The following is a 23,649-nucleotide window of genomic DNA, read 5'->3' as shown; positions in this document are numbered from 1 at the left end:
AGGTCGGCGACCTGGGCCTTGTTTGTTGTCTGGGCCTCTTCGGGTGCTGCGTGCCCTCCGCGTGCCCCAAGTGGCCCCCAGAGGGCCACTGAAGGCCGCCCATCAGCAACAAGAGGCGCCCCCGGCGACGGAACATCCCACATGGCGAGATCGACCTCCAGTGACCTGCATCACCTGACCGTGCGGCCTGCGCCGATCGCGTCTGCAACCCGCCGGCGCATGCGTGTCACCGGACGACGGGGCTGCGACGTTCGACGAGCACCACGTCGCGCCAGCGGTCATGCTGACGGCCGATGCGTTCGCGGGTACCGATGACGCGGAAGCCGACCCTTGCGTGCAGGGTGAGGCTGGCGGTGTTCTCGGGGAAGATGCCGGACTGGACCGTCCAGATACCGGCGGCGTCGGTCGAGGCGAGCAGCGCCCGAAGGAGGGCGGTGGCGACTCCGCGCCCGCGGGCGTCGGGGTGGACGTAGACCGAGTGCTCGACGACGCCGGTATAGGCGCAGCGGTCGGAGACGGCAGAGACGGCGGTCCAGCCCAGCACGCGGCCTGCGGGGTCGTGCGCGACCAAGCGGTGCTCGGGCAGCTTCGCCGCGTCGAATTGCGCCCAGGTGGGGGCGGTGGTCTCGAAGGTGGCGTCGCCCTCGTCGATGCCGAACCGGTAGATGGCCAGCACCTCCTCGGCGTGCTGTGGCCGCATCGCCGTGACGGAGAAGGGCGCCCGTCCGGTCACCTCTGGATCCCGAGTTCCACGAGCAGGGCGCGCACCCGCTGTTCGATCCGGTCGCGAATGGGCCGGACGGCGTCGAGGCCGCGACCGGCGGGGTCGGGGAGGGCCCAGTCCAGGTAGCGCTTGCCCGGGAAGACGGGGCAGGCGTCGCCGCAGCCCATGGTGATGACGAGGTCCGAGGAGCGAACGGCGTCGGCGGTCAGCATCTTGGGTGCCTCCGCGGAGATGTCGATGCCGGCCTCAGCCATCGCCGCCACGACGGTCGGGTTCACGCTCCCGGCGGGGTCGGAGCCCGCAGAACGGACCTCGACCTGGGCGCCGGCGAGATGGGTGAGGAAGGCAGCCGCCATCTGGGAGCGGCCGGCGTTGTGCACACAGACGAACAGCACCGAGGGCCCGGCGGGCGAAGTCTCAGGCACGAGCGCGTCCTTCCTGTACGGCGGTGGGGCCGTCCTCCGTTGCGGGCTGGGGAAAGTGGCGGCGGACGGCGAGGCCCACGTAGACGAGCCCGATGAGGACGGGCACCTCGATGAGGGGGCCGACGACGCCGGCGAGGGCCTGGCCGCTGGTGGCTCCGAAGGTGGCGATGGCGACCGCGATGGCCAGCTCGAAGTTGTTGCCGGCGGCGGTGAAGGCCAGCGTGGTGGTGCGCGGGTAGTCCAGTCCGAGGGCGCGGCCGAGTGCCATGGAGCCGGCCCACATCAGGGCGAAGTACACCAGCAGCGGCAGGGCGATGCGGACGACGTCCAGCGGCTGGGAGGTGATGGCCCGGCCCTGGAGCGCGAAGAGCACGACGATGGTGAACAGCAGTCCGTACAGGGCGAACGGTCCCACCCGGGGCAGGATACGTTCCTCGTACCAGGTGCGCCCCTTGGCCCGCTCTCCGAGTCGGCGGGTGAGGAAGCCCGCGACCAGGGGGATGCCGAGGAAGATCAGGACGCTGCGGGCGATCGCCCACACCGACACGTTCAGAGCCGTCTGCGGCAGACCCAGCCAGCCGGGCAGGACCGAGAGGTAGAACCAGCCCAGCACGGAGAACGCGAACACCTGGAAGACGCTGTTGAGAGCGACGAGGACCGCGGCGGCCTCCCGGCTGCCGCAGGCGAGGTCGTTCCAGATGACGACCATGGCGATACAGCGGGCGAGGCCGACGATGACCAGTCCGGTGCGGTACTCGGGCAGATCCGGCAGGAGCAGCCAGGCCAGCGCGAACATCACGGCGGGCCCCACGATCCAGTTCAGGACCAGCGAGGGGATCAGGAGGCGGCGGTCCCGGGTGACCGCGTCGAGGCGGTCGTAGCGGACCTTGGCGAGCACCGGGTACATCATCACCAGCAGGCCCAGCGCGATCGGCAGCGAGACGCCGGTGACGGTGACCTTCGCGAGCGCGTCGCCGAGGCCGGGCACCAATCGGCCCAGGCCCAGGCCGACGGCCATCGCAGCGAGGATCCACACCGCGAGGAACCTGTCGACGAAGGAGAGCCGCGCGGCCACCGGCTGCTCGACGGCGGCCGGCGCGGTCACGAGGCGGCCCCGGAGCGCTCGGACAGCGCCTCATCAGCAGGACGGGTGAGGATGCTCGCCAACCGATCGGTCATCTGCGGCAACGACCAGTAGTACACCCACGTCCCACGCCGCTCGCAGTCGATCAGCCCCGCCTGCCGGAGCAGCTTCAGGTGGTGGGAGATCGTCGGCTGGGAGAGGTCGAAGGCAGGGGTGAGGTCGCACACGCACACCTCGCCGCCGGCACGCGAGGCGATCATCGACAGCAACCGCAGGCGCACCGGATCCCCGAGCGCCTTGAACACCGCTGCCAGCTCCACCGCCTGCTCCTGATCCAGAGGTGCGCTCAACAGCCCCGGACAGCAGCCGCCGACCTCTTGGCCGAGGACCTCAAGCTTCTGATTCGACATGCTTCTATGTTGACGTCCTTCGATCCAAGGTGCAAGCTCGGAATTGAAGAACATCGATACAGCCTCTTAGGGAGCGCGTCATGGCACGTGTACAGCTCGCGCTGAACGTGGCCGACCTGGAAGGGTCCGTGGCCTTCTACTCCAAGCTGTTCGGCGTGGAGCCGGCCAAGCGCCGGCCCGGATACGCCAACTTCGCCGTCACCGAGCCGCCACTCAAGCTCGTGCTCATCGAAGGCGAGGAGGGCCAGGAGACGCGCCTGGACCACCTCGGCGTGGAGGTGGAAGCGACCGGTCAGGTCACGGCGGCCACCGAACGTCTCAAGGAAGCGGGCCTGGCCACCTTCGAGGAGAACGACACCTCCTGCTGCTACGCGCTGCAGGACAAGGTCTGGGTCCACGGCCCCGGCAAGGAACCGTGGGAGGTCTACGTCGTCAAGGCGGATGCCGACCAGCTCGGCAAGGGAACGGCCCCCGAGGCGACCGGGAAGGCTTCTGCGCCACTGCGGAGCCGGGGGCAAGCGCCTGCTGTTGAGCTTCGGCGCGGAGGCGGCTCGCAGCGACCGCGAAGACCGGGGGAGGAGCGGCTCCGCGCCCCGCCCCTACGCCGGTCATGCTTGGCGTCGCACCGGCTTCACCTGTTGCACCTCCCGCCGCCGGCGGCGCACGCTCGCGTCGATGGCCTCCGCCACCACCCGCTGCCGCTCGTCGTTCGAGTGCTGGTAGATCAGCGCAGCTCGCTCCGAGGACTGCCCGGCCCGCACCATCGTGTCCTTCAGCGTCGCTCCCGACTGGGTCGACAGCGTGTGGCCGGTGTGGCGGGTGTCGTAGAACCGGAAGTCGTCCGGCAGGCCGACAGCCTCACGGGCACGCCGCCAGCGGCGGCTGAAGGTGGAGCGACGGAAGGGGGCGCCCTTCTCCCCGACGAACAGCAGGCCGTCGAGCCCCTTCTTCGCGAACCAGTCGAGGTGACACTTGACCTCCATGTGCAGGAAGTCGGGGAGCTGGATGGTCCGCGTCCCGGCGAGTGACTTGGTTTCGCCCTCGACGCGCTGGCCGGCGGTCAGTTCGGGGGCGGCCCCGCGCACGCGTATCGCCAGGGGTTCGAGGGTGACGTCAGACCGCCGCAGAGCCGCCTGCTCGTCCGGACGCATCGGTCCGTAGGCACCCAGGTAGACCATCAGGCGTCACCGCGGTCCGACGGCTTCCACCAGTGCGTCGATCTGCTCGACCGTGGCGATGGGCCGCTCGCGTGCCCGCTCGGTGCCGGCACCCCGGATACGGCAGGGGTTCCGGCGGATCAGTTCGTCGCGCAGCGGAGGGCTCGCGTCCGCCCACCGTATTACGCCATCTCAAGGACTGGCGGAAAGCGGAGGCGCTCCTTCACATTGCGCCGTACTGCAGTGTCGCCAGCATCATGGCGTTCGGTGCACTCTTGAGCGTTTCCGCTGGCACCGCCACAGCCGTCACACCTGCCCCACCGAAAGACGGAAGCCTGAGCTTCACTGCGAAGGTCGCCAAGGTCGGCCCCAAGTCCGGCGCCAAGCTCAGCGCCTACACCATTCTCTGCGAACTCAATGCCGAGTGGAACTGGGACGCAGAAGTCGTCGCCACGGTCACCGGTACGACCAGTTCTACTGCTCAGCCGCCGGCCCCGACGGCCCGTCGATCACCGGGGAATCACGGGCACGCCTCATGGCCGAAGACGGCACGTCCATCGTCGACGGCGAGCGCACGGTCATCCAGCCGCTGGACCCGGCTCCCACCATCTCAGAGGTGTCGGCCAAGGTGGAACGCCCCTCGGAGCATGCACGTACAGCACGACATCTGGGTCGACCTGCTCACCCCTGAGTGGATCTGGCTGTCAGCCCCTGACGGCTGCAACGGCGCCGGCAGTCAGCTGCAACATCGAATACGAATCCTTCACGATCTCAGTAAGAGCCTTGGTTCGGGAGTCTTACGCGGGTGCGCTTATCTCGCACCGACTTCCGGCCTTCGGTCACCGGTAGGGGAAAAATGGCCTGGTCAGGTCGACACGACAGCTATCTGAAGCAAGCCGTGTTAGCGGTCGCCGAAGAAGTGCAGCGCAAGAGATCCAGAGAGCGCGCCAAAGCGGCCGAAATCAGCAAGAAACTCGTACGTGAGAGTCGCGAGATCGCTCACGAAACTGAGTTCGCAGAACTGGAGCGCCTCGCAGTACTCGGACAGGTCCCCCAATCGGAATACAAGGCTCGCATGGCAGCACTGCATGCGAAGGATGACGAGTAAGGCGGGGACTACGAATTCGTCATCCAGAAGCCCTTCCCCGTAACCCAGCCTGGTGGTTCGCCGATGGCGTGCCGGCGTCCCCAGTACGGGGTGCGGGGCGGCAGGGCACGGCCGGTGAGGCCCACAGCAGTCGTCCGCAGGGACCAGCGAGGACCTGCACGTTCATGCCGTGTTTCTTGTGCTTGCCCGAATGGAAGGGGCGGTCCGCGGCGACACGGTTGATCGACAGCAGTGTGCTGTCCAGCAGCACGAAAGCCTTCCCGACGCGGTGCGGGCTGATTCGGCCAGGGTCGGCGCCAGGGAGGCGAGGACATCGACGACCTCCGCGGTTTTGCGCATACTCCAGTATGCTCTCTCTGTGCCCTCAACGACTCGCATCACCGTCACGCTGCCCAGCGACCAGGTGGCGGAGCTCCGCAAGCTCACGGACAACGTCTCCGGCTACGTGGCGGAAGCCGTAGCGCGCCAGATCCGGCACCAGCTTCTGGGCGACGACCTTCGCCGGCATGAAGAAGAACACGGAGGCTTCAGCGACGAGGAGCTCGCCGAGGCCCACTCGAAGATCTTCGGCGCCACCGGCTCTTCCAAGGACGCGGACGCCGCGTGAGCGAGCGCATCGAAACCGTTGTCCTGGACTCAGAAGGGCTCTCCGCCTGGATCGCGCAGGACCGCAAGCTCCTCGCGATGCTGCAGGTCTTCCACGACATGGGAGCCGACCTGGTGATCGGGGCGAACACCATCGTCGAAGTCACCCACTCCCGCACCAACATGTCTCGCCTGAACTGGGCCCTGTCCCGGATCAAGGTGGAGCCCGTCACTGAGCAGGCGGCGAAAGCGGCGGCGCTGCTCAAAGGCGCCGGACTGCACGGGCACAAGTACGCCATCGACGCCACCGTCGCCGAGATCGCCCTGCGCCAGCCGAAACCGGTCGCGCTCCTGACGTCCGACACCGACGACATGACCAAGCTCTGCGGCAACCAGGTCCGCATCATCCCTCTCTGACCCGCCTGCCCACCCTGGGCACGACCCTCGGCGGGGTCCGTCGCGCTGCCGGTTCTCGTGCCCCGTCCGTGCCCAGCAGAGCGGACGACAGCGGTCGGATGCGGCCCCCGGAGCCCACAGCTGCACACCCCACCCAGCGGGAAATCACAGGTCAGGCGGTCTCTACCAACCCAGGCAGCGCTGATTCCCAAGCTCAGAGCGCGAGTTCGATTCTCGTCACCCGCTCTTGTGAACCCCCAGGTCGATGATCTTGGGGTTGTTTGCTGTCCGGGCCCCTCCAGGCGTCGCGTACGCGCGCCCCAAGTCCTGCCCGGGCGGGCCCACACGACAGCCCTGACAGCACCGCGCAGCGCGCCCGCGGGGGGCTCTCCGCCCGGCAACCCTGCACTGACGGTCACCGCCGATACCAGCCGACCCGATTGACCAATGGGCCCCGTCCAGCCACTTCGTACCCTCTAGACGCGGAGAGGGAGCTCCGCCAGGCGCCGCCGTCCGCCAGAGTCCCCAGTCGGGGCGAGCCGCCCCCATGCCCGTTCCAGCAGGGTTCCCGACTCCTCGGCGCAGAGGTGCACTTCGCCTCCTCGCCGCCTTGAGGAGGGATACCCACGGGACTTGTCGCCTTAAGACACGTGTGCCGATCCCCTGGACTAGGGTTGCGCCCACAGATGAGCATCGAGCAATGGGGGGCCTGGCTCATGGAAACCGGGAAGGCTTTCGTCTACCGTCGCGCGGCCGCCATGCACCGGAGGGGGCGCCGGCGTGGCATCTGAATACTCGCGACTACTGCGACAGGACTTCTCTGACATCCAGGCTGCGGCCAAAGCCTGGCGTGATCTGTCAAGGAGCGCAGATCACCTCACCGATCGCCACCGCCGCGAGGTGACCGGTCCGCTCCACCACTCCTGGAAAGGGGACGACGCCGACGCAGCACTCTTCTACCTGGAAGATGTCGCGTCGCGACTGGGAGTAGTCGAGACAGAGGCGATGGCTGTCGCGTCCGTGCTCGACAGGACCAGGTCTTCGATGGAGGCAGCCCAGAAGGAACTGCGCGATACGGTGCGCACCGCGGAAGCGGACGGTTACAAGGTCGATGACGACGGATGGGTCAGCGACCCCACGACGGAAGGCCTCCCGCACAACGACCCCGACACACAGGGCGTCATAGCCGACCGTAGCGGGCCGCTGGGCGAGTACCGGGCACGGATCGATGAGGCTTTAGCCAAGGCGCACAGGGCAAGCAACGACGGCGCGAAAGCGCTCACGGACCTGAACGGCGACATTCTCACCGACCCCACCAAGCACGATGCGGCCACCGAATCCAGCCAGGACGCCAAGGCCGCGATGAAGGCGGTGGGCCTGCAACCTCCCCGAATCCCCGATGACCCGAAGGACGCCGCCGACTGGTGGGAATCCCTCAGCAGTAACGAGCGGGAGACCTACGCCGCACTATATCCGAAACAGATCGGTTCGACCGACGGCCTTCCCTCGGATGTCCGTGACGACGCCAACCGCACCGCAATCGCCCAAGAGCTGAATGCTCTCCAAGAGGGCAACTACGCCGAAAACTTCCCCGGCGAGAGCGAAGAAACCATCAACCAGAGGTTGAGTAATCTCGAGTTGCTCAACGAGCGGCTCGAGGCCTCGGACAGCGCACCCAAGGGGAAGGAGCTGTACGTCCTCGGTTACGACTCGAAGGACGACGGCCGGGCCATCATCGCCATGGGCAATCCGGACACCGCCGCGCACACAGGAATCATGGTCCCGGGCACCAACACAGAAATGGGAGGAGTGCCAGGGCAGCTTGAGCGGATCGACCAACTCCAGAACGCTGCGGAGAAGCGGTCCGACGGCGAGAGCGTTTCCATGATCACGTGGCTCGGTTACGACACCCCGGAAGCAAGCGCGACCGACTTCAACAGCGTCGCCGGGACCGGTCGGGCCGAGGACGCCGCCCCGGACCTGCGGAGCTTCGTCCAGGGCACGAAAGCCTCACACGACGATTCCCCGAGCCACACCACCGTGATGGGGCACAGTTATGGGTCCACCGTAGTAGGCGCAGCGGCGGCCGGCGGCTCCGGTCTCGGAGCCGACGACATCGTGGTGGCCGGCAGTCCCGGCATGACCGTCGCCAACGCTCGGCAGTTGCACATCGACCCGGAGCACGTGTGGGTCGGCGGAGCCTCGGACGACCCCATCAGCAACCACGCATCCGGCTACACCCTCGGCCCCGACCCCATGAACGTCAATTTCGGCGGCAACAACTTCGAAGTGGACACTCACGGGCACAGCGGATACTGGGACAAAGGTAGTGAATCCCTCGACAACCAGGGGCGCATCATCGCTGGAAGGCAGCCTACCGAGTCGCCGAAAGAAGGGAATTATGTACCACCGGACGGCCTCGTGCCGGGTTAAATCAGGCCTCCTTGCCGCGCTCGCCACCTCAACCGCTCTGCTTTTAATCGGAGGGTGTATGTCCCAGAGTGAAGACGACCCAAACACCCCGTTGCCGCGCGTGGCCAAGGACTCCGCACTGAACTGGGCCAGGGACTATACCGTGTACATGGCCCGACTCACTGACGTCGACCTCGACGCCTCTACAGAGAAGGTGAACTGGGAAGCGTGCGTGGGCGAGAACAACGAGGTGGCGAAGGACGGCCGCTACAGCCTCTTTTACTATATCTACTCCCCAGCCCCCACCACTGAGCACACACATGTCGTTCGTACGCTCCGTCACACCTTGTCCAGGCACGGATACAGGATCACGGGCTATCGGGAATTCAAAGACTCCTACACCACCGCGGTTTTCGACGCCCGCAACGAGAAGAGTTCCTACCTGGTCTCGGCAGAAACAGTCGGTTCTGGCAAGAACAAGCCACAACGCCTCTCTTTCTCCGTCCGCACCCCCTGCATGCTTCCCCCGGGGGTAGAGCAACAGCGTTTCTGACCTCCCACCCACACACACAGAGGAAACAGACGTGTCACGAGGCACCCAGGTCGACCCCGCCGAACTACGCGCCTCCGCTCGCGCGTGTGACGGCATAGCCGACGACCTGAAAGGCCCCTGCGACAAGGCAGTCAAGGGGGCGGACACCGCAGGTGACTCCCTCAACGGCTGGTCCGTAGGGCCGGCCCTGAGGGAGCTCTCCGCCAGCTGGAAGCCGGCTTTGGAAGGCCTGCACGCCCGTCTCGAAGCAGGTGGCGACAACCTCAGGTCCTCAGCGGACGGCCACGAGTGGAACGACCAGCGCACCTCCCAGGACTTCGAGAAGACCGGAACGGGCACTGCCACGCAATCCGCGTTCATCAAGATGCCGGGCAGCCTGGCGAACAGTGGACCGCCCCTGAGCTCGGGCGCTCCGTACGTCAGCTCCAACTTGCCGACGTACGGCGCTGTCCCGGACCAGCGGCCATCCCCTGGTGGGACGGTCTTCGGCTGACGCGCAGGAGGTTCACAGAGGCTCGAGCCGGCGTCCGGGCCTGTCCAGCCCTTTCGCCGGCTCGGGTGCCTTTCCCCAGAGGCTGGCGAAGGGGCCTCCACCCGGCGTCCCCATGGCTCTTGTCCGGAGGGACGCGTCTTCGCCGGTGCAGGCTGTGTGCACCTCCCGGTCAGCCTGCCCCGCCTCTGGCCGGCGCGCTCGATGTGACCAGGCGGGGCGGGGCGAGCGGCTGCGTAAGGGTGAGCACGGCCAGGTCCGGCCAACGGGGCCGGGGCCGTGCCCTCGCGTGTCCGCGGGCCCGCCGGCTCCACAGCCGGTTCTCGGCGCGCAGGAGGCAGTGCCGCATGTGCTGCTCCAGGCTCGGCACTCGTCACATGTGCTCCCGCGCCGACGGCGGTGGTCCACCGCACCCTGTCCGTGCCACTGGCAGCCGGGCCATCGAACTGCGCGTGGTATTCGGTGTGTTCGTCACTCGTCGGTGCCGTTCATGTTCGCGCCGCCCAGACCCAGCGCCGGGCCCCGCACCCCTCGGTCAGCCCAGTGCGGCGGCGATGGCCTCTGCCGGGGGTGTGGTGGGGCGTCCGAGCAGGTGCCGCAGGTCGCCGGAGTCGGTGAAGAGTTCGTCGTGGCTCATGGCACGGTCGGCGTCGGCGAGGACGCGCGCGAGTTCGGCGGGGACGCCGGCTTCGGCCAGGACCCGGGTGAACCCGTCGGCGGTGAGGTCGTTGTACGTGATGCGCTTCCCGGTGGCGGCCGAGATCGCGGCGGCCAGTTCGGCCAGGGTGAAGGCCTGGTCTCCTCCGAGCTCGTACACCTTGCCGGCGTGGCCGTCGGTGGTCAGCACGACCGCGGCCGCCTCGGCGTAGTCGGCGCGGGCGGCAGCGCTGATCCTTCCCTGGCCGGCCGCCCCGAGGACGGCTCCACCGCGCAGTATCTGCGGGAGTTGGGCGGTGTAGTTCTCCAGGTACCAGCCGTTGCGCAGCATCACGCTGGGGACGCGCTCGCGCAGGTACTCCTCGGTGGCGTGGTGGCTGACGGCGAGGACCGTGCTGGAGGTGTCCGCGCGCAGGATGCTCGTGTACGCGACCAGCGAGGCGCCCGCCGTCACTGCGGCGTCGACGGCGTGGCGGTGGTTGGCCAGGCGCTCGTCCACGCTCGTGGTGGAGATCAGCAGGAGCCGGTCCGCACCCTCGAAGGCTGCGGGGAGGCTGTCCGGCTCTGCGAAGTCGGCCCGGCGCACGACGACACCTCGGTCGGCGAAGTCCTTGATCCTGGTGACGTCACGGCTGGTCGCGACGATGTCGGAGGCCGGCACTCCGCGGGCCAGCAGCGCTTCGACGGTGAGCCTGCCCAGCTGTCCGGAGGCAGCGGTGACAACGGTCGACATGGGTTCGCCTCTTTCTGCCGCGGACCTTCCGCGGGTGAAACCCATGGTGACCTGGTCGCTCTCTTTTGGTAAGTACGCACTCCGAGGTAAGGTGGCCACCCCGGCGAAAGCATCGAGGTGAGGTCTGTGGCGAGCGTCGACGATGTGATCGAACCCATACCGGCCTGGGACCCGTACGCGCGGGGATGCCCTTCGCGTGACCTGCTCGACCAGATCGGCAGCAAGTGGGCGGTGCTCGTGCTGGGCGAGCTCGGCAGGCACGGCGCGTCCCGGTTCACCCGGCTGCGGCAGCGGCTCGCGGGGGTGAGCGAGAAGATGCTCACTCAGACGCTGCGCACGCTCGAACGCGACGGGCTGGTCCGGCGGACGGTGTATCCGGAGATGCCGGTCCGCGTGGAGTACGAGTTGACGTCACTGGGTCAGACGCTGCGCGACCCCCTGAAGGCGCTCACGGAGTGGTCGGTGCAGCACATCGAGGAAGTCCTCACCGCCCGCGAGGAGTACGACGACCGCGCCGGAAAGCGCTAGGTCACGCGAGCCGGGGCCAGGCCGAGCCAGGGCAAGCCGGCACCCCACCGTCCCGTTGGCGCCGTCCCACCGTCCCGTTGGCGCCGTCCCCACCGGCACCGGTCCGTCGTCACCGGCGCGGCCGAAGGCTCAGCGGCACATCTCCGCGACGGCAGTGGCGGCGAGCAGGACGCCCACCAGGCCAGGCCCCCCGACGGCCAGGGTCCGCTGCGAGGCCAGGGCGATGCGGGCGCTCGCCGGTTCGCCGGGGAGGTAGACCACCGGGACCCGGTCACCGACGGGCAGGCTGCCGGCGCGGAAGAACCTGATCAGGAACTCGTGTCCCCTGCGCTGCTCGTCGACGAAACGCACCACGGGGTGGTGCGTCTGGGACGTCAGCACGTGGCTGACCACTCCCGTGGTGCGGACCCCTGCCCGTCGGAGGTGCCGTTGGCGTATCGCCTGGCGGACGGCGTATCCGAACAGCAGCAGGGACAGCAGTACGAGCGGCAGCTGCACGGGCGGTTCTTCCTCTCCTTCGGCGTCCAGGGGCGGTCAGTCACACCTTCGACGTCCAGGGACGGTCAGTCGCACGGTCACGCCGCTCCTGCGCGGTTCCGTACACCGTGTTGAGCGCCCGGCTCTGTCCGAAAACGATCTGTGAACGGGCCGGGTTGGCCGCCGGTAGCGCCGTGCCGTGGCGCGGGGTCAGCGGACCAGGTGTCCGTCGATCCGCTGTCTCAAGGCGGGCAACGCGACGGCTGCGCAGGGTGACCACCGGCCACGGGTGCGGCCGGCGGCCGGACACGGGGCAGGGCGTCCGCAGGAAGGTGGGCTCCGCGAGCGTCTCGACGGGCTGCCCCTCCGCGGGCGCCGGCCGTGTCGCCGCGCTCGGCGCCGAACACCTCTGCCGCGTCCGCAAGCGGGACGGCATGTCCCTGTCCCCCAGCGGGCCCCGGGCCGCGGGGCCCGGGGTTCGCACTTGCCCGGGAGGAGGCCTGCTTCCTCCGAGGCCCCGTCACGGCGCTGCGACCCGCGTGTCACAGGCGCGTCTTGATGCGCTTCCTGCTGCAACGAGGCAACCCGCAGGTGCTGTCCTACGGAACGACAACGCCCGCTTCCAGCCGGAGCGCGCGAGACGACACCGCTTTCCAGGAGTACCGATGCGCGTCAAGAAGGTCCCCGCCCTCGCCCTCATCGTCGCCGCTGCCGGCCTCTCGCTGACTGCCTGCAACAGCAACGGCGGAGCGAACGCCTCCGCGGACACCGGCTCGTCCACCGCGGCGAGCAGCTCCGCCGGCGGCCAGGGCGCGGCCTCGGGCTCCTCCGCCGAGGGCAAGGACGCAGCCTCGGGCTCCACCTCGTCCGACTCCGGCACGGGCGGCGAGGTCACCGCCAAGACCCAGTCCGCGACCTCGGCCGCCGGCTGCAAGACCGACGACCTCGGCTTCAGCGCCACCTCCGCGGGGGTCAAGAACGAGATCGTCGTCAACATGAAGAACAACGGTTCGCGCACGTGCAGCATGCACGGCTTCCCGGGCGTCCAGCTCATCGGCCCCGACGGTCTGGGCGACACCGGCCCGGACGCCGCCCGCACCGATGCCTCGGGGTCCACCGTCACCATCGCGCCGAGCGAGGAGACCCGCTTCCTGCTGCACTACAGCCCGGAGTCCACCGGCTCCACCAAGACCTACACCAGGCTCTCCGTCACCCCGCCCAACGAGAGGGTCTCGGAGATCGTGAACCTGGGGAAGCTCTCCATCACCCTCCCCACCCCCAGCGGCCAGTCCCCCGACGTCTTCGTCGACCCCGTGGGCTACCACACCGGCTCCGGCAAGTGAGCCCGGCGGCGACGCCCTCGCACTGACCGATGCCGCGTCCGCCGACATCGCAGGCGTCTCGCCCCCTCGGTGCCTCCTCCACACCCCTGTCGACCTCGCAGCCGTCCCGAACGCAGGAGCCTGCGTTCCGCGTACCCGGCGCCCCGCCCCCAGCGGGACAGCGCTGAGCAAGGGACGGCTCCGCCGCGGGAGCGGACGACCCTGATGTCGCGCCCCGCCACGGCACGCGCCGTGGCGGGGCATCGCTGTGCCCGCTTCCGGGAGCCGGGCAGGGGGCGAACAGGCTGCGGATGCCGCCGCACCGCTGCTGCCCGGCGGCTCGACTCCCCACCGAGTGGTGACCTGTGATGGCGCCATGCCATGGCACCACACCATGGCACCATTTGGCGCCACCGTCTGGCGCCACTGATGGCACCAGAGAGGCCAGGGCGTATGTCGGCGCCATCCTGGCGCCAGCGATCTCGCCCCCATACGCCCAGTTCAGCGGGCCTTTCCTTGAGCGCCCGCACATTCGCCTACCGCTGCGGCTTGCGCATGGCGCCATAGTGGTGCCACTATTGCGCCATGGACCTCACGCCGTATGTCGACAACCTCCGCCACGACCTCGCGGTGGCCGCCGAAGCCGGTGGCGAGGACGCCCGCGAGCTGGCGGAGCGGCTCACCGCTCCGCTGGAGTCGGCGACCCGCCTGGCCATGCTCAACGTGCTCTCCGCCGCGATGGACGAGATCACCCGTGAACTCGCCCCGGGCTCGGTGGACGTACGGCTGCGCGGGCTCGACCCCGACTTCGTGGTGACGCGGCCGGCGGGCGAGGAGGCGTACGAGGGCGGGGGCGGACCGGCCGAGCCGCTCAGGGCACCGGCCCCGGCGCCCGCCGACAGCGAGGAGGGCGGCACCGCCCGCGTCAACCTGCGGCTGCCCGCCCACCTCAAGGCGCGTGCCGAGGAGGCCGCGAGCCGTGAGGGCCTGTCGGTCAACGCGTGGCTGGTGCGGGCCGTCTCGGCCGCGGTCGACGGCGGCGGCACCACTGCTCGCGCCGTGGACAAGCCCCGCACCGCCCGCACCGTCGGACAGAGCTTCACGGGCTGGGTGCGCTGACCGCACCCCGTCCGACCCACTTCACCCACACCACGTCTCACCAGCAGGGACGCCCGGAAGACCCAGGAGGACGGGACAGCCATGCCTTCTTTCGACGCTCCTTTCGACACCCCCGAACCTTTCGACACCCCCGAACCGATCTCGGCCACCACCCACGTGGACGCCGGCTCCATCCGGTTCATCGCCACCGACCGCCTCGACACCCGCGTCGAGGTCCGGCCCCGCGATCCGAAGAAGGACCAGGACGTGCGGGCGGCCGAGCAGACCGAAGTGGACTACGCCGGCGGCCTGCTGACGGTCCGGACGCCGAAGGGACGCCGCCTCTTCGGTCCCTCCGGCGCCGTCGACGTGGCGGTCGAACTGCCCACCGGGTCGCAGGTGGAGGTGACCGGCGCGTGGGTCCAGGTCTCCGGCGAGGGCCGGCTCGGCCAGGTCCGCGTGAAGACGTCGGTCGGCGACGTCCGCCTCGACACCACCGGCCCGCTGACGCTGACCGCCTCGCACGGCTCGATCAGCGTGGACCGGGTCGAGGGCGCGGCCGAGATCACCAGCAACTCCGGCAACGTGCGTGTCGGCCTCATCGACGGCCCCGCCGTCCTGAAGAACACCAACGGCGCCACGACGGTCGGTGCCGTCACCGGCGAGTTGCGGATGAGCGGCACCAACGGCCCCCTGGACATCGCGCGCGCCGAGGCCTCGGTCACCGGCACCTCGACCAACGGCTCCCTGCGCGTCGGCGAGGTCGCCCGGGGCGAGGTCCGGCTGGAGACCTCCAACGGACTGATCGAGGTCGGTGTGCGCGACTCCACCGCCGCCTGGCTCGACGTCAGCTCCCGCCGCGGGCAGGTGCGCAACATGCTCGCCGCCTCCGAGGCGCCGGAGGAGACCGAGGAGACCGTCGCGGTCCGCGCGCGGACCAACTGGGGCAACATCGACATCCTCCGCGCCAAGTCCTGAGCGTTCCGCACCACCGCACCACCGCACCACCGCCTCTTCCGGCTCCCCCATCACCTCACCCTTCGAACGGGAGGGCTCCATGGATTCTTCTGTCATGCCCACGACACGCCACGACGACGGCCGGCAGCCGCCCGCCGCCGTCTCCACCCTCGGGCTGCGCAAGTCCTACGGCGACAAGACCGTCCTGGACGGCATCGACCTGCGCATCCCGGCCGGTTCCGTCTTCGCGCTGCTCGGGCCGAACGGCGCCGGCAAGACCACCACCGTGCAGATCCTCTCCACGCTCGTCTCCGCCGACGGCGGCCGGGCGCAGGTCGCGGGCCACGACGTCGCCACGGCACCGGACGGGGTGCGCGCCGCGATCGGTGTCACCGGCCAGTTCGCCGCACTGGACGACCTGCTCACCGCCGAGGAGAACCTGCTCCTCATGGCCGACCTGCTGCACCTCGGCAAGCGCGAGGGGCGTCGGCGGGCCGCGGAGCTGCTGGAGCGGTTCGGCATCGCGGACGTCGCCCGGAAGCGGGCTGCCACCTTCTCGGGTGGCATGCGGCGCCGGCTCGACATCGCCATGACGCTGGTCGGCGACCCGCAGGTGATCTTCCTCGACGAGCCGACGACCGGACTCGACCCGCGCAGCCGCCGGACCATGTGGTCGACCGTGCGCACCCTGGTCGCCGGCGGCGTCACCGTCTTCCTCACCACCCAGTACCTGGAGGAGGCCGACCAGCTGGCCGACCGGATCGCCGTGCTCGACGGCGGCCGGATCGTCGCGGAGGGCTCCGCGGACGAGCTCAAGGCGCAGATCCCCGGCAGCCACGTACGGCTCGGCTTCACCGACCCCGCCGAGTACGCGCACGCGGCCACCGCCCTCCCCGGCGCGACCCGGGACGAGGAGAACCTCGCCCTGCGGGTCGCGGGCGACGGCGGCCTCGACGCGTTGCGCGCCCTGCTCGACCGGCTCGACGAAGCCGGCATCCGCGCCGCCGACCTCTCCGTGCACACCCCCGACCTCGACGACGTGTTCCTCGCCCTGACCGGCGACGGCAGCACCGGCACCGCACTCCCCGCGAAGGAGACCCTGCGATGAGCACCCTCACCTACGCCCTGCACGACTCGACGACGATGCTGCGGCGGAACCTGAAGCACGCGATCCGCTACCCGTCCGTGGGGCTCGGCAGCGCCATGACGCCGATCCTGATGCTGCTGCTCTTCGTGTACGCCTTCGGCGACTCGATCGGCGCCGGCATGGGCGGCGGCCGGGACGCGTACCTGAACTACCTGACGCCCGGCATCATCGTCATGGGCGTGGCCGCCGGTTCGATGTCGACCTCGATCGCGATCTGCACCGACATGACCGAGGGCATCATCAACCGCTTCCGCACCATGAACATCACCCGCTCCTCGTTCATGACGGGACACGTCGTCGGCAGCGTCATCCAGACGATGGTGAGCGCCGTGCTGGTTGTCGGCGTCGCGCTCGCCGTCGGCTTCCGGTCCGGGGCGACCCCGCTGGAGTGGCTGGCCGCGGCCGGCCTCCTCACGGCCATCGCCTTCGCGGTGACCTGGCTGTCCGCAGCGCTCGGCCTGGTCTCCAAGACCGTCGAGTCGGCGAGCAACAAGCCGCTGCTCGTCCAGTTCCTGCCGTTCCTCGGCTCGGCCTTCGTGCCGGCCCAGTCGATGTCGCCGGGCCTGCGCTGGTTCGCCGAGTACCAGCCGTTCACCCCCATGACCGAGACCCTGCGCGGCCTGCTCTCCGGCTCGGAGATCGGCGACAACGGCTGGATCTCGCTCGCCTGGTGCGCCGGGATCGCCCTGGTCGGTTACGGCTGGTCGCGCTCGCTCTTCAACAGCAACACCAAGCGCTGAGCAGCGGGGGCGGCGGGGCGGGGCGTTCACTCACCGGTATCGCCGGCGGTGGGCGCCCCGCCCTTTTCGCGCACCGCATTTCCGGCGGGCTTATCATCAGATGATGACATCACCTGATGACATGATTGGACGGGTTCATGCAGCCTCCCGGCACCTCCTCCGGACCCCGGACCGAGCGGGCCCTGGTCCCCGTCCTGGTCTCCCTCGGGATGCTGGTCGCCATAGTCAGCAGCCTCGGGGCGCCACTGGTACCGACGATCGCCGCCGCGGACCACGTCTCGGTCACCAGCGCGCAGTGGTCGCTCACCGTCACGATGCTGATGGGCGCCGTCGCCACCCCGGCGATGGGACGCCTGGGCGACGGGCCGCACCGGCGGAAGGTGATCTTCACCGGTCTGGTGCTGGTGCTGGCCGGAAGCCTGCTGGCCGCGCTGCCGCTCGGCTTCGGACCGCTCATCGCGGGCCGGGCGCTCCAGGGGTTCGGCATGGGGCTCGTCCCCCTCGCCATCGCCACCGCCCGTGACTCGCTGCCCCCGGAGCGCGCCAAATCCGCCGTGGCGACGCTCTCGCTGACCACCGTCGCCGGTGTCGGGCTCGGCTACCCGATCACCGGTGTGTTCGCCGAGTACCTCGGCATGTACGCGGGGTTCTGGTTCGCGGCGATCGCCACCGCGGTGGCGCTGGTCGGCGCCGTCCTCGTCCTTCCCCCGGCGCCGGACCGTCCGGCGCACCCGATGGACCTGCCGGGTGCCGCACTGCTCACCCTCGGCATGGCCGGGCTGCTGTTCGCCATCACCCAGGGCGAGGAGTGGGGCTGGGGCTCGGCCCGGCTGCTCGTGCTGGCGCTGGTCGCGGTGGTGCTGCTGGTGGGGTGGGGCTGCCACGAACTGCGCACCGCGCACCCGCTGGTGGACCTGCGCCTGGTCCGCGACCGGACGGTCCTGGCGGCCGACCTCACCACCATGATCGGCGGGATCGGGACCTACCTGCTGATCTCGCTGGTCACCCGCTACGTGCAGACCCCCGCGTCCGCCGGCTACGGGTTCGGGGCCACGGTCGTCGTCACCGGCCTGATCCTGGTGCCCTTCTCGGTGGGCAGCCTGGTCGCCGGGCGGCTGGTGCAGCTCCTGACCCGGAGCAGTTCACCCGCCCGCCTGCTGCCGGTGGGCTGCCTGATCAGTCTCGCGGCGATGGCGCTCTTCGTGTTCGCCCGCGACGGCCTGTGGGAGGTGTTCCTCGTCATGGGGGTGGCCGGACTCGGCATCGGCTTCAACTTCGCGGTGACCCCCGCGCTCATCATCCGGGGCGTGCCCGCGCACGAGACGGGCAGCGCCATGAGTTTCAATCAGGTGGTGAAGTACATCGGATACTCGGCGGGCAGCGCGCTCAGCGCCGTCATCCTGGAGGCTGCCACCGCCCCCGGCCGGGCGCTCCCCCCGGACGGTGGTTACCGCACCGCGGGCCTGCTGGGGTGTGCTGTGTGGCTGGTCACGGCGGCGGTGAGCTTCGTCCTGCTCCGGCGGGCCGGGGTCGTCAGGACGGTGGCCGCGGGCCGCACCGTCCCGGTGCCGGCCGCGGGGGCGGTGGACGGCGCACCGGCGGCGGTCGCGCCGGCCGGCGAGGAGCCGGAGCACTTCGGGGCCGCACGGTGAGCGGCGCTCCCCCCGCCCGGCGCCGAGACTCGGCCCGCAGCCGCGAACTGCTGTTGCAGGCGGCGACGGAGCTGTTCGCCGAGCGCAGCTTCGAGGGCACGACGACCCGTGAGATCGGGGAGCGGGCGGGTGTCGACCCGGCGCTGATCGCCCGCTATTTCGGCAGCAAGACCCTGCTGTACATCGCGGCCCTCCGCGCCGAGCAGGGCGGCACGCCACCGGCCGACCTGACGCATCCGGACCGGCTGCGCGAGGTCGTCGAACGCACCGACCGGCGCGGCCCGACCCCCCTGGTCCGCGTCGCCGTCCAGGCGCTCAGCGACCGGGCGGCGCAGGAGGCGACGCGCGCGGCCCTGCACGAGCGGCTGGTCGAGCCGCTGCGCGAACACCTTGAGCAGGAGGGTGCCGACCGGCCGGGCCTACGCGCCGAGATCACGGTCGCGGCGGTGATCGGCATCCTGCTCGGACGCCACTCGGGGGCCTTCGACGAGCTGAGCGAGGTCTCCCCCGCCGAGCTCGTCGCCCTGCTGGGGGAAGCGCTCGACGGGCAGGGCTGAACGCGCGGCCGCCTCCGGGCCGGGCACGCGGGGCACCGGAGGGACCACGCCCCGGGTGACGGGCTCGCCTGCGCCGACACCTCTCCCCCGTCTGGTATGACATGTCCTACTTGAGCGGCTTTGGCCTCGCCGGGAAGTGCTGCCTGCCCGGTCACGGGTGACGGGGACACCGCCGCGCACACCCCCGCGCCAGAACGGCGCACGACGTGACAGCCGAGGGAGACCATGGGTCGGGCACGCAGGCGCAGGACAGTGGTGTCGGTGGCTCTCGCCGGGATGTTCGCCCTCACCTCGGCGGTGTTGTCGCCCGGCGGCACCACGACGAGGGCCGAGGCCGCGTCCGCGCCGCGGACCGGCGCGGCGACGGCGCCCGGCGCGCACACCCCACGACCGCCCCGGCTCCCGGAGGACTTCCGGGGGCGGGGCCGGTGGATCGTCCGGGACCTGGGCATCACGGTCCCGTTCACCTGGGAGGGGAAGGACGGCGACAGCCAGATGGTGGCCGGCGGCCCGCAGTACCCCATCTGGTTCACCAACCTGATCCACCACGGGACGCTGTACACGCTCACCTACAAGTGGCCCGGCCTGAAAGAGCACCCCTGCTCCGCGATCCCCGGCTTCACCCTGGACTCGTTGAACCAGGCCTTCCGCGGCGCGCGGTTCGTCGGGCCGGAGGTCCTGCAGGGGCGCCCGCACCGGCGCGTGAACCACTGGCGGGTCGGTGTCGTGGCGCCGAAGCTGCCGCCGGGCAAGCACCTGCGGTTCCCGCTCGCCCTCGGGGACGTCTACGTCGACCAGCGCGACCGGAGCACGTTCTGGCAGGTGCTCCAGTTCGGGGTGCAGAACCTCTACGACCCCGAGTTGGACGAGTGGCTGGTGATGGACACCTTCGCGCACAGGCCCGGCAGGGTCACGCTCCCCCGACGGTGCGCGGCCCGGGCCTGAGGGACGGCCCGCCGCGCCGGCCTGCTGCCGGCCGGCTGACCCGGTGGCCCGCGGGTGACGGGCCGGCCCGTCACCCGCGGGCGACCGTGCCGGCCCGGTACGCGCCGGTCGGACCGGACCCCGCACGCGGCGCTCGGACCGGACACCGTACGCGGCGCTCGGCTCAGCGGCCGTGCGCGCCGGTCGGCTCAGCGGCCGTGCGCGCCGGTCGGCTCAGGACCCGTACGTGCTGGTCGGCATGGACTGGCCGAAGTACTGGTACGGCTCCTGTGACAGGCCCGCGGTGGCCGCCGAGAAGCTGACCGCCTTCCCGGCGGACACACCGCCGGAGGAGCCGTGCAGGCTCCACAGCGCGCCGTTGCTGGTGTTCTCGGTGGGTGCGGCGGCGGCCAGGTCGTCGTAGCCGTCACGGTCGGTGTCGGTCAGGCGGACGGTGGCCCCGAAGCGGTCGTAGGTCTCGTTCGCGCCCGGCACGCCCTCGGTGCCCTGGTGCACGACCTGCGCGCCGGTGCCGGTGAGCCCGGCGGCCGAGCCGTGCAGGACGACGACCTCGCCGGCGTTCTGCACCGTTCCGATGGCCTCGAAGTCGTCGCCGACCACCACGTCGGCGTATCCGTCCCGGTTCACGTCGCCCACCGCGACGGCGTCGCCGAAGGAGTCCTCCTGCTCGGTGACGCCGGGCACGCCGGGGCTGTCCTGGGTCAGGGTGGTGCGTGAGGACGCCGCCAGTCCCTGGGCGCCGCCCCGGTAGGCGGTGATCGAGTTGTCGTCGGGGGAGCCGGTGACCAGGTCGTCCCGGCCGTCGCCGTCGAAGTCGCCGGCGGCGGCCACGTGGGCCTCGTCGGGCAGGACGGTGTAGGCGCCGGCAGCGCCCGGGTAGACGAGGGCGGCGCCGTCGAAGCTGTTGTCCTCGTCGTAGCGACCGCCGACCACGAGGTCGTCGGTGCCGTCGCCGTCGAAGTCCCCGGCCGCCAGGGAGCGGTAGTAGTCCGGGCCGTCGGCGGCGACGGCGGTGTCCAGCCTGCGCTTGCCCGTGGCGCCCGCCGACGAGACCCCCTCGAAGATCCACACGTCGTTGCTGTCGGTGCCGACGGCGAGTTCGGGCTGCCCGTCGCCGTTGAAGTCGCCGACGGCGAGCCGGTCGCCGAAGCGGTCGTGCGCGGAGGGTGCCGGGTCGGGGAGCGTGGTGCCGCTGCCGAGCCCGGACTTCGTGCCCCACAGGACGGCGACGGTGCCGCCGTCCACGTCACCGTCGACGTCCTCCGCCGGGGTGCCGGCCACCACGTCGGTGTAGCCGTCGTCGTTCAGGTCGGCGGTGGCCAGTACCGAGCCGAACAGGTCGCCCTTCTCCGCGGCACCCGGCACGCCGGCGGAGTTCTGCGTGACGATCTGGACCCGCTTGGCCGATATCCCGTCGGCGGAACCGGTGTTCACCACGATCGCCCCGGCGTGGGCAAGGCCCGCCACGGTGGCCTCCGAGGCGGTGACCAGGTCGCCGTACCCGTCGCCGTTGACGTCGCTGCGCCCGTGCGGGGAGGCCGAGGGAGCGGCATGGGCCGGTACCGCGGCGAACAGCCCGGCGGCGAGGGCCGCCGCGAGGACGGGAGCGGTGCGCGAGCGCTGATGCATGGTGACTTCATTCCCCTGTGTGTGAGCCCGGTTCCGCGCGCCGGGCAAGGCCCGGACGGCCCTTGCGCGCGCGGAGCCGACCCCGGGCCGCCGGGCACCGCACGGCGGGTGCAGGCCCGGGCGTACCTCGCGGTCGGCTAAGGGGTCCTTGCCATATGCCCGCCCGGGCCGCGTGGTCTGGCACCGCACCTCGCGGCGTTGCCGAAAAGCCCTGGTAGCTCCGCTACGAGGACTCTCCGGCGCCTTGCGATGCACGGCACCAGACCACGCGACCTCATCGGACGCTCATATGGCAAGGACCCCTCAGAGGAGACGCCTGGTGGGGCCGGAGAGTTGTACGGGGCGGCAGGGGAATCCGTGGGCGGCTCCTCACCGCCGTCGACGCTGCCTGGCCGTGGCGCCCGCCCGAGGTCTCCCGCCGTGCTGTCCGCCGCCGGCCTACCCCGCCCACCGCCCCGACAGGTAGGCCACCGCGAGCAGGACCGTCAGCGGGACGCTGAGGGTGAGGTAGAGGGCGCCGAGCTTGGGGGTGCGGGTGCTGCGGACGGCGAGGTGGACCCAGAGCGGCCACCACAGCAGGGTGGCGCGGGGCACGGACATGAACCAGTACGAGGTGCCCAGGGCCCACAGCGTCAGGGCGATGTAGAGCGCCTCCGGCCAGCTGCGGCGCCGGATCAGGAACACCAGCAGGACCAGGCCGACGACCATGGCCGCCAGCTCCGCCTGGAACATGACGGCGTATCCGGTGGTCTGGTGGTGGCCGAAGGCGCTGTGCCAGGTGTTGCGCCAGGCCTCCCACGGCGGGTGGAAGGTGCGGTACCAGCCGCGCTCCTCGGCGTGTTTCCAGGCCATCCAGTCACCGGTGTGGGCGTGCAGGTAGGCGCTGTGGAGGACGGCGGGCAGGGCGGGCAGCGCGAGCCAGGGAGCCCGGCGCCACTGGGAGCGGGTACGGGCGGTGAGGACGAAGTGCAGGGCGAGCGCGGCAGCGAGGAAGAGGCCGCTGACGCGCACGCAGGTGGCCAGGGCCGTCAGGGCGGTGGCCAACGGCCAGTGGCGGTTGTGGGCGGCGAGCCAGGCGGGGAGGGCCAGGGCGAGGAAGAGTGCTTCGGTGTAGCCGAGGGCCAGGAAGATCGCGCAGGGGGACAGCAGGAGGAAGAGGACCGCCCGGCGTCCCACGTCCGCCCTGCGGCTGCCGTCGAGGGAGGCGTCGCGGGATGCGTCGGCAACGGGCAGGTGGAGACGGGCGATACGGGCCAGGGCCACCACGGCCACGGCTCCGGCGGCGAAGGAGACGGTCAGCCCGGCCACCGTCCAGTCCGGCAGGACGGTGTGGACGGCCCGCAGGGCGAGCGGGAATCCGGGGAAGAAGGCCTCCCGGTTGTCCCAGCCCGGCGTCCAGGGACCGTTGCCGCCGGGGAAGTAGCCGTCCCGGGCGATGTTGAGGTAGTGGTTCCAGTCCCAGTGCTGGAACGGGGCGAGGAAGGGACCGGGGTCGCGGGCGCCCGGGTCGGAGGGGAAGAGCCAGGGCGTGCAGTAGGCCGTGGTGGCGACGGCCACCCGGGTGAGCAGGTACCACCACAGCACCTCGCGGTCGGCCGCGCCGAGGAACCGGGCCAGGAAGCGGACCACGGCACGCCCCGGCGCCCGGGCCGCGCCGCCCTCCCCCGCCCCCCGGGCCGGACCGTCCACCACCGCCGGAGCGGACGCGACGACTCCGGCCCCCGCCACGCCCCGGCCCCCTGCCACGACCGCCCCGTCCGGCCCGTCCGGCCCGTGCACCCTGTCCGGACCGTGCGGTCCGTGCCTCCCGTGCGGTCCGTGGGTGCCGAAGGTCGCCTCCGGCAGGTCCGCGTCCGACGATCC

23 protein-coding genes and 3 pseudogenes are annotated in these 23,649 nt (G+C 70.7%); 16 read left to right on the top strand and 10 right to left on the bottom strand.

Annotation, left to right across the window (positions count from 1 at the left end):
* Positions 1–226: 226 nt before the first annotated feature.
* Genes ACFV3R_RS02805 through ACFV3R_RS02790 form a run of 4 tightly spaced genes read right to left on the bottom strand, consistent with a single transcriptional unit; the run spans position 227 to position 2,643 of the window.
* Positions 227–700 carry a GNAT family N-acetyltransferase gene (locus tag ACFV3R_RS02805; protein ID WP_385574284.1) on the bottom strand — a complete coding sequence of 158 codons (474 nt, stop codon included), beginning with the start codon at positions 698–700 and terminating at the stop codon, positions 227–229.
* A 29-nt stretch (positions 701–729) separates the two neighbouring features.
* Positions 730–1,149, bottom strand: a complete 420-nt coding sequence (locus ACFV3R_RS02800; protein ID WP_385574138.1) for an arsenate reductase ArsC — start codon at positions 1,147–1,149, stop codon at positions 730–732.
* Positions 1,142–2,254, bottom strand: coding sequence for an ACR3 family arsenite efflux transporter (gene arsB, locus ACFV3R_RS02795; RefSeq protein WP_385574135.1), 1,113 nt, complete (start codon positions 2,252–2,254; stop codon positions 1,142–1,144). The genes ACFV3R_RS02800 and arsB overlap by 8 nt, the downstream gene beginning before the upstream one ends.
* On the bottom strand, positions 2,251–2,643 hold the full coding sequence (locus tag ACFV3R_RS02790; RefSeq protein WP_385574132.1) for an ArsR/SmtB family transcription factor: 393 nt from the start codon (positions 2,641–2,643) through the stop codon (positions 2,251–2,253). The genes arsB and ACFV3R_RS02790 overlap by 4 nt, the downstream gene beginning before the upstream one ends.
* 80 nt (positions 2,644–2,723) lie before the next feature.
* On the opposite strand from ACFV3R_RS02790, the pseudogene ACFV3R_RS02785 reads away from it, so the two are divergent.
* Positions 2,724–3,116, top strand: a pseudogene (locus ACFV3R_RS02785) (ArsI/CadI family heavy metal resistance metalloenzyme); the annotation flags it as partial.
* Between the two features lie 135 nt (positions 3,117–3,251).
* Here ACFV3R_RS02785 and ACFV3R_RS02780 read toward each other — a convergent pair.
* Positions 3,252–3,950: pseudogene (locus ACFV3R_RS02780) on the bottom strand (tyrosine-type recombinase/integrase); the annotation flags it as partial.
* Positions 3,951–4,656: 706 nt separating this feature from the next.
* Here ACFV3R_RS02780 and ACFV3R_RS02775 point away from each other — a divergent pair.
* Positions 4,657–4,908, top strand: coding sequence for a hypothetical protein (locus tag ACFV3R_RS02775; RefSeq protein WP_385574126.1), 252 nt, complete (start codon positions 4,657–4,659; stop codon positions 4,906–4,908).
* Positions 4,909–5,011: 103 nt separating this feature from the next.
* On the opposite strand, the pseudogene ACFV3R_RS02770 reads toward ACFV3R_RS02775, so the two are convergent.
* Positions 5,012–5,271: pseudogene (locus ACFV3R_RS02770) on the bottom strand (IS5/IS1182 family transposase); the annotation flags it as partial.
* On the opposite strand from ACFV3R_RS02770, the gene ACFV3R_RS02765 reads away from it, so the two are divergent.
* The 5 genes from ACFV3R_RS02765 to ACFV3R_RS02745 all read left to right on the top strand — a co-directional run bounded on the left by ACFV3R_RS02765 (position 5,267) and on the right by ACFV3R_RS02745 (position 9,347).
* The gene (locus ACFV3R_RS02765; protein WP_385574122.1) at positions 5,267–5,515 is read left to right on the top strand and encodes a hypothetical protein; all 249 of its coding nucleotides are present in this window, start codon (positions 5,267–5,269) and stop codon (positions 5,513–5,515) included. The pseudogene ACFV3R_RS02770 and the gene ACFV3R_RS02765 overlap by 5 nt on opposite strands.
* Positions 5,512–5,910: a DNA-binding protein gene (locus ACFV3R_RS02760; RefSeq protein WP_385574117.1), complete on the top strand. Its 399-nt coding sequence runs from the start codon at positions 5,512–5,514 to the stop codon at positions 5,908–5,910. Before ACFV3R_RS02765 ends, ACFV3R_RS02760 begins: the two co-directional genes overlap by 4 nt.
* A 759-nt stretch (positions 5,911–6,669) precedes the next feature.
* Positions 6,670–8,322, top strand: coding sequence for an alpha/beta hydrolase (locus ACFV3R_RS02755; RefSeq protein WP_385574112.1), 1,653 nt, complete (start codon positions 6,670–6,672; stop codon positions 8,320–8,322).
* A 58-nt stretch (positions 8,323–8,380) separates the two neighbouring features.
* On the top strand, positions 8,381–8,854 hold the full coding sequence (locus ACFV3R_RS02750; RefSeq protein ID WP_385574109.1) for a hypothetical protein: 474 nt from the start codon (positions 8,381–8,383) through the stop codon (positions 8,852–8,854).
* Positions 8,855–8,885: 31 nt separating this feature from the next.
* Positions 8,886–9,347 (top strand): WXG100 family type VII secretion target, encoded by a 462-nt coding sequence (locus ACFV3R_RS02745; protein ID WP_385574104.1) that lies wholly within the window; start codon positions 8,886–8,888, stop codon positions 9,345–9,347.
* Between the two features lie 532 nt (positions 9,348–9,879).
* On the opposite strand, the gene ACFV3R_RS02740 is transcribed toward ACFV3R_RS02745, so the two are convergent.
* Complete coding sequence (locus ACFV3R_RS02740; protein ID WP_385574098.1) at positions 9,880–10,734, bottom strand: NmrA family NAD(P)-binding protein; 855 nt, start codon at positions 10,732–10,734, stop codon at positions 9,880–9,882.
* 144 nt (positions 10,735–10,878) lie between these two features.
* Here ACFV3R_RS02740 and ACFV3R_RS02735 point away from each other — a divergent pair, with 144 nt between their 5' ends.
* On the top strand, positions 10,879–11,262 hold the full coding sequence (locus tag ACFV3R_RS02735) for a winged helix-turn-helix transcriptional regulator (protein WP_385574095.1): 384 nt from the start codon (positions 10,879–10,881) through the stop codon (positions 11,260–11,262).
* Between the two features lie 129 nt (positions 11,263–11,391).
* Here the strand turns inward: ACFV3R_RS02735 and ACFV3R_RS02730 are convergent, their stop codons facing one another.
* Complete coding sequence (locus ACFV3R_RS02730) at positions 11,392–11,760, bottom strand: DUF3592 domain-containing protein (RefSeq protein ID WP_385574091.1); 369 nt, start codon at positions 11,758–11,760, stop codon at positions 11,392–11,394.
* 644 nt (positions 11,761–12,404) lie between these two features.
* Between ACFV3R_RS02730 and ACFV3R_RS02725 the strand changes: the two genes are divergently transcribed.
* The 8 genes from ACFV3R_RS02725 to ACFV3R_RS02690 all read left to right on the top strand — a co-directional run bounded on the left by ACFV3R_RS02725 (position 12,405) and on the right by ACFV3R_RS02690 (position 20,157).
* Positions 12,405–13,082, top strand: coding sequence for a DUF4232 domain-containing protein (locus ACFV3R_RS02725; RefSeq protein ID WP_385574087.1), 678 nt, complete (start codon positions 12,405–12,407; stop codon positions 13,080–13,082).
* A 564-nt stretch (positions 13,083–13,646) separates the two neighbouring features.
* A complete protein-coding gene (locus ACFV3R_RS02720; RefSeq protein WP_385574084.1) occupies positions 13,647–14,180 on the top strand; it encodes a toxin-antitoxin system HicB family antitoxin in 534 nt (177 codons plus the stop codon).
* Between the two features lie 81 nt (positions 14,181–14,261).
* Positions 14,262–15,137, top strand: a complete 876-nt coding sequence (locus tag ACFV3R_RS02715) for a DUF4097 domain-containing protein (RefSeq protein ID WP_385574080.1) — start codon at positions 14,262–14,264, stop codon at positions 15,135–15,137.
* 94 nt (positions 15,138–15,231) lie between these two features.
* Positions 15,232–16,224 carry an ATP-binding cassette domain-containing protein gene (locus ACFV3R_RS02710; protein WP_385574074.1) on the top strand — a complete coding sequence of 331 codons (993 nt, stop codon included), beginning with the start codon at positions 15,232–15,234 and terminating at the stop codon, positions 16,222–16,224.
* On the top strand, positions 16,221–17,003 hold the full coding sequence (locus ACFV3R_RS02705) for an ABC transporter permease (RefSeq protein WP_385574071.1): 783 nt from the start codon (positions 16,221–16,223) through the stop codon (positions 17,001–17,003). Before ACFV3R_RS02710 ends, ACFV3R_RS02705 begins: the two co-directional genes overlap by 4 nt.
* Positions 17,004–17,140: 137 nt before the next feature.
* Complete coding sequence (locus tag ACFV3R_RS02700) at positions 17,141–18,655, top strand: MFS transporter (protein ID WP_385574068.1); 1,515 nt, start codon at positions 17,141–17,143, stop codon at positions 18,653–18,655.
* Positions 18,652–19,212 (top strand): TetR family transcriptional regulator, encoded by a 561-nt coding sequence (locus tag ACFV3R_RS02695; RefSeq protein ID WP_385574065.1) that lies wholly within the window; start codon positions 18,652–18,654, stop codon positions 19,210–19,212. The genes ACFV3R_RS02700 and ACFV3R_RS02695 overlap by 4 nt, the downstream gene beginning before the upstream one ends.
* A gap of 261 nt (positions 19,213–19,473) precedes the next feature.
* Positions 19,474–20,157, top strand: coding sequence for a hypothetical protein (locus ACFV3R_RS02690; RefSeq protein WP_385574063.1), 684 nt, complete (start codon positions 19,474–19,476; stop codon positions 20,155–20,157).
* 213 nt (positions 20,158–20,370) lie between these two features.
* On the opposite strand, the gene ACFV3R_RS02685 is transcribed toward ACFV3R_RS02690, so the two are convergent.
* Together ACFV3R_RS02685 and ACFV3R_RS02680 are read right to left on the bottom strand one after the other, a co-directional pair.
* On the bottom strand, positions 20,371–21,786 hold the full coding sequence (locus ACFV3R_RS02685) for an FG-GAP and VCBS repeat-containing protein (protein ID WP_385574060.1): 1,416 nt from the start codon (positions 21,784–21,786) through the stop codon (positions 20,371–20,373).
* A 438-nt stretch (positions 21,787–22,224) separates the two neighbouring features.
* Positions 22,225–23,478, bottom strand: coding sequence for a mannosyltransferase family protein (locus ACFV3R_RS02680; RefSeq protein WP_385574057.1), 1,254 nt, complete (start codon positions 23,476–23,478; stop codon positions 22,225–22,227).
* Positions 23,479–23,649: the final 171 nt, after the last annotated feature.

Source organism: Streptomyces sp. NPDC059740 (genome assembly GCF_042733155.1).
Lineage (GTDB): Bacteria > Actinomycetota > Actinomycetes > Streptomycetales > Streptomycetaceae > Streptomyces.
The sequence above is the reverse complement of the archived record's forward strand: the minus strand, read 5'-3'. Positions and strand labels throughout refer to the sequence as shown.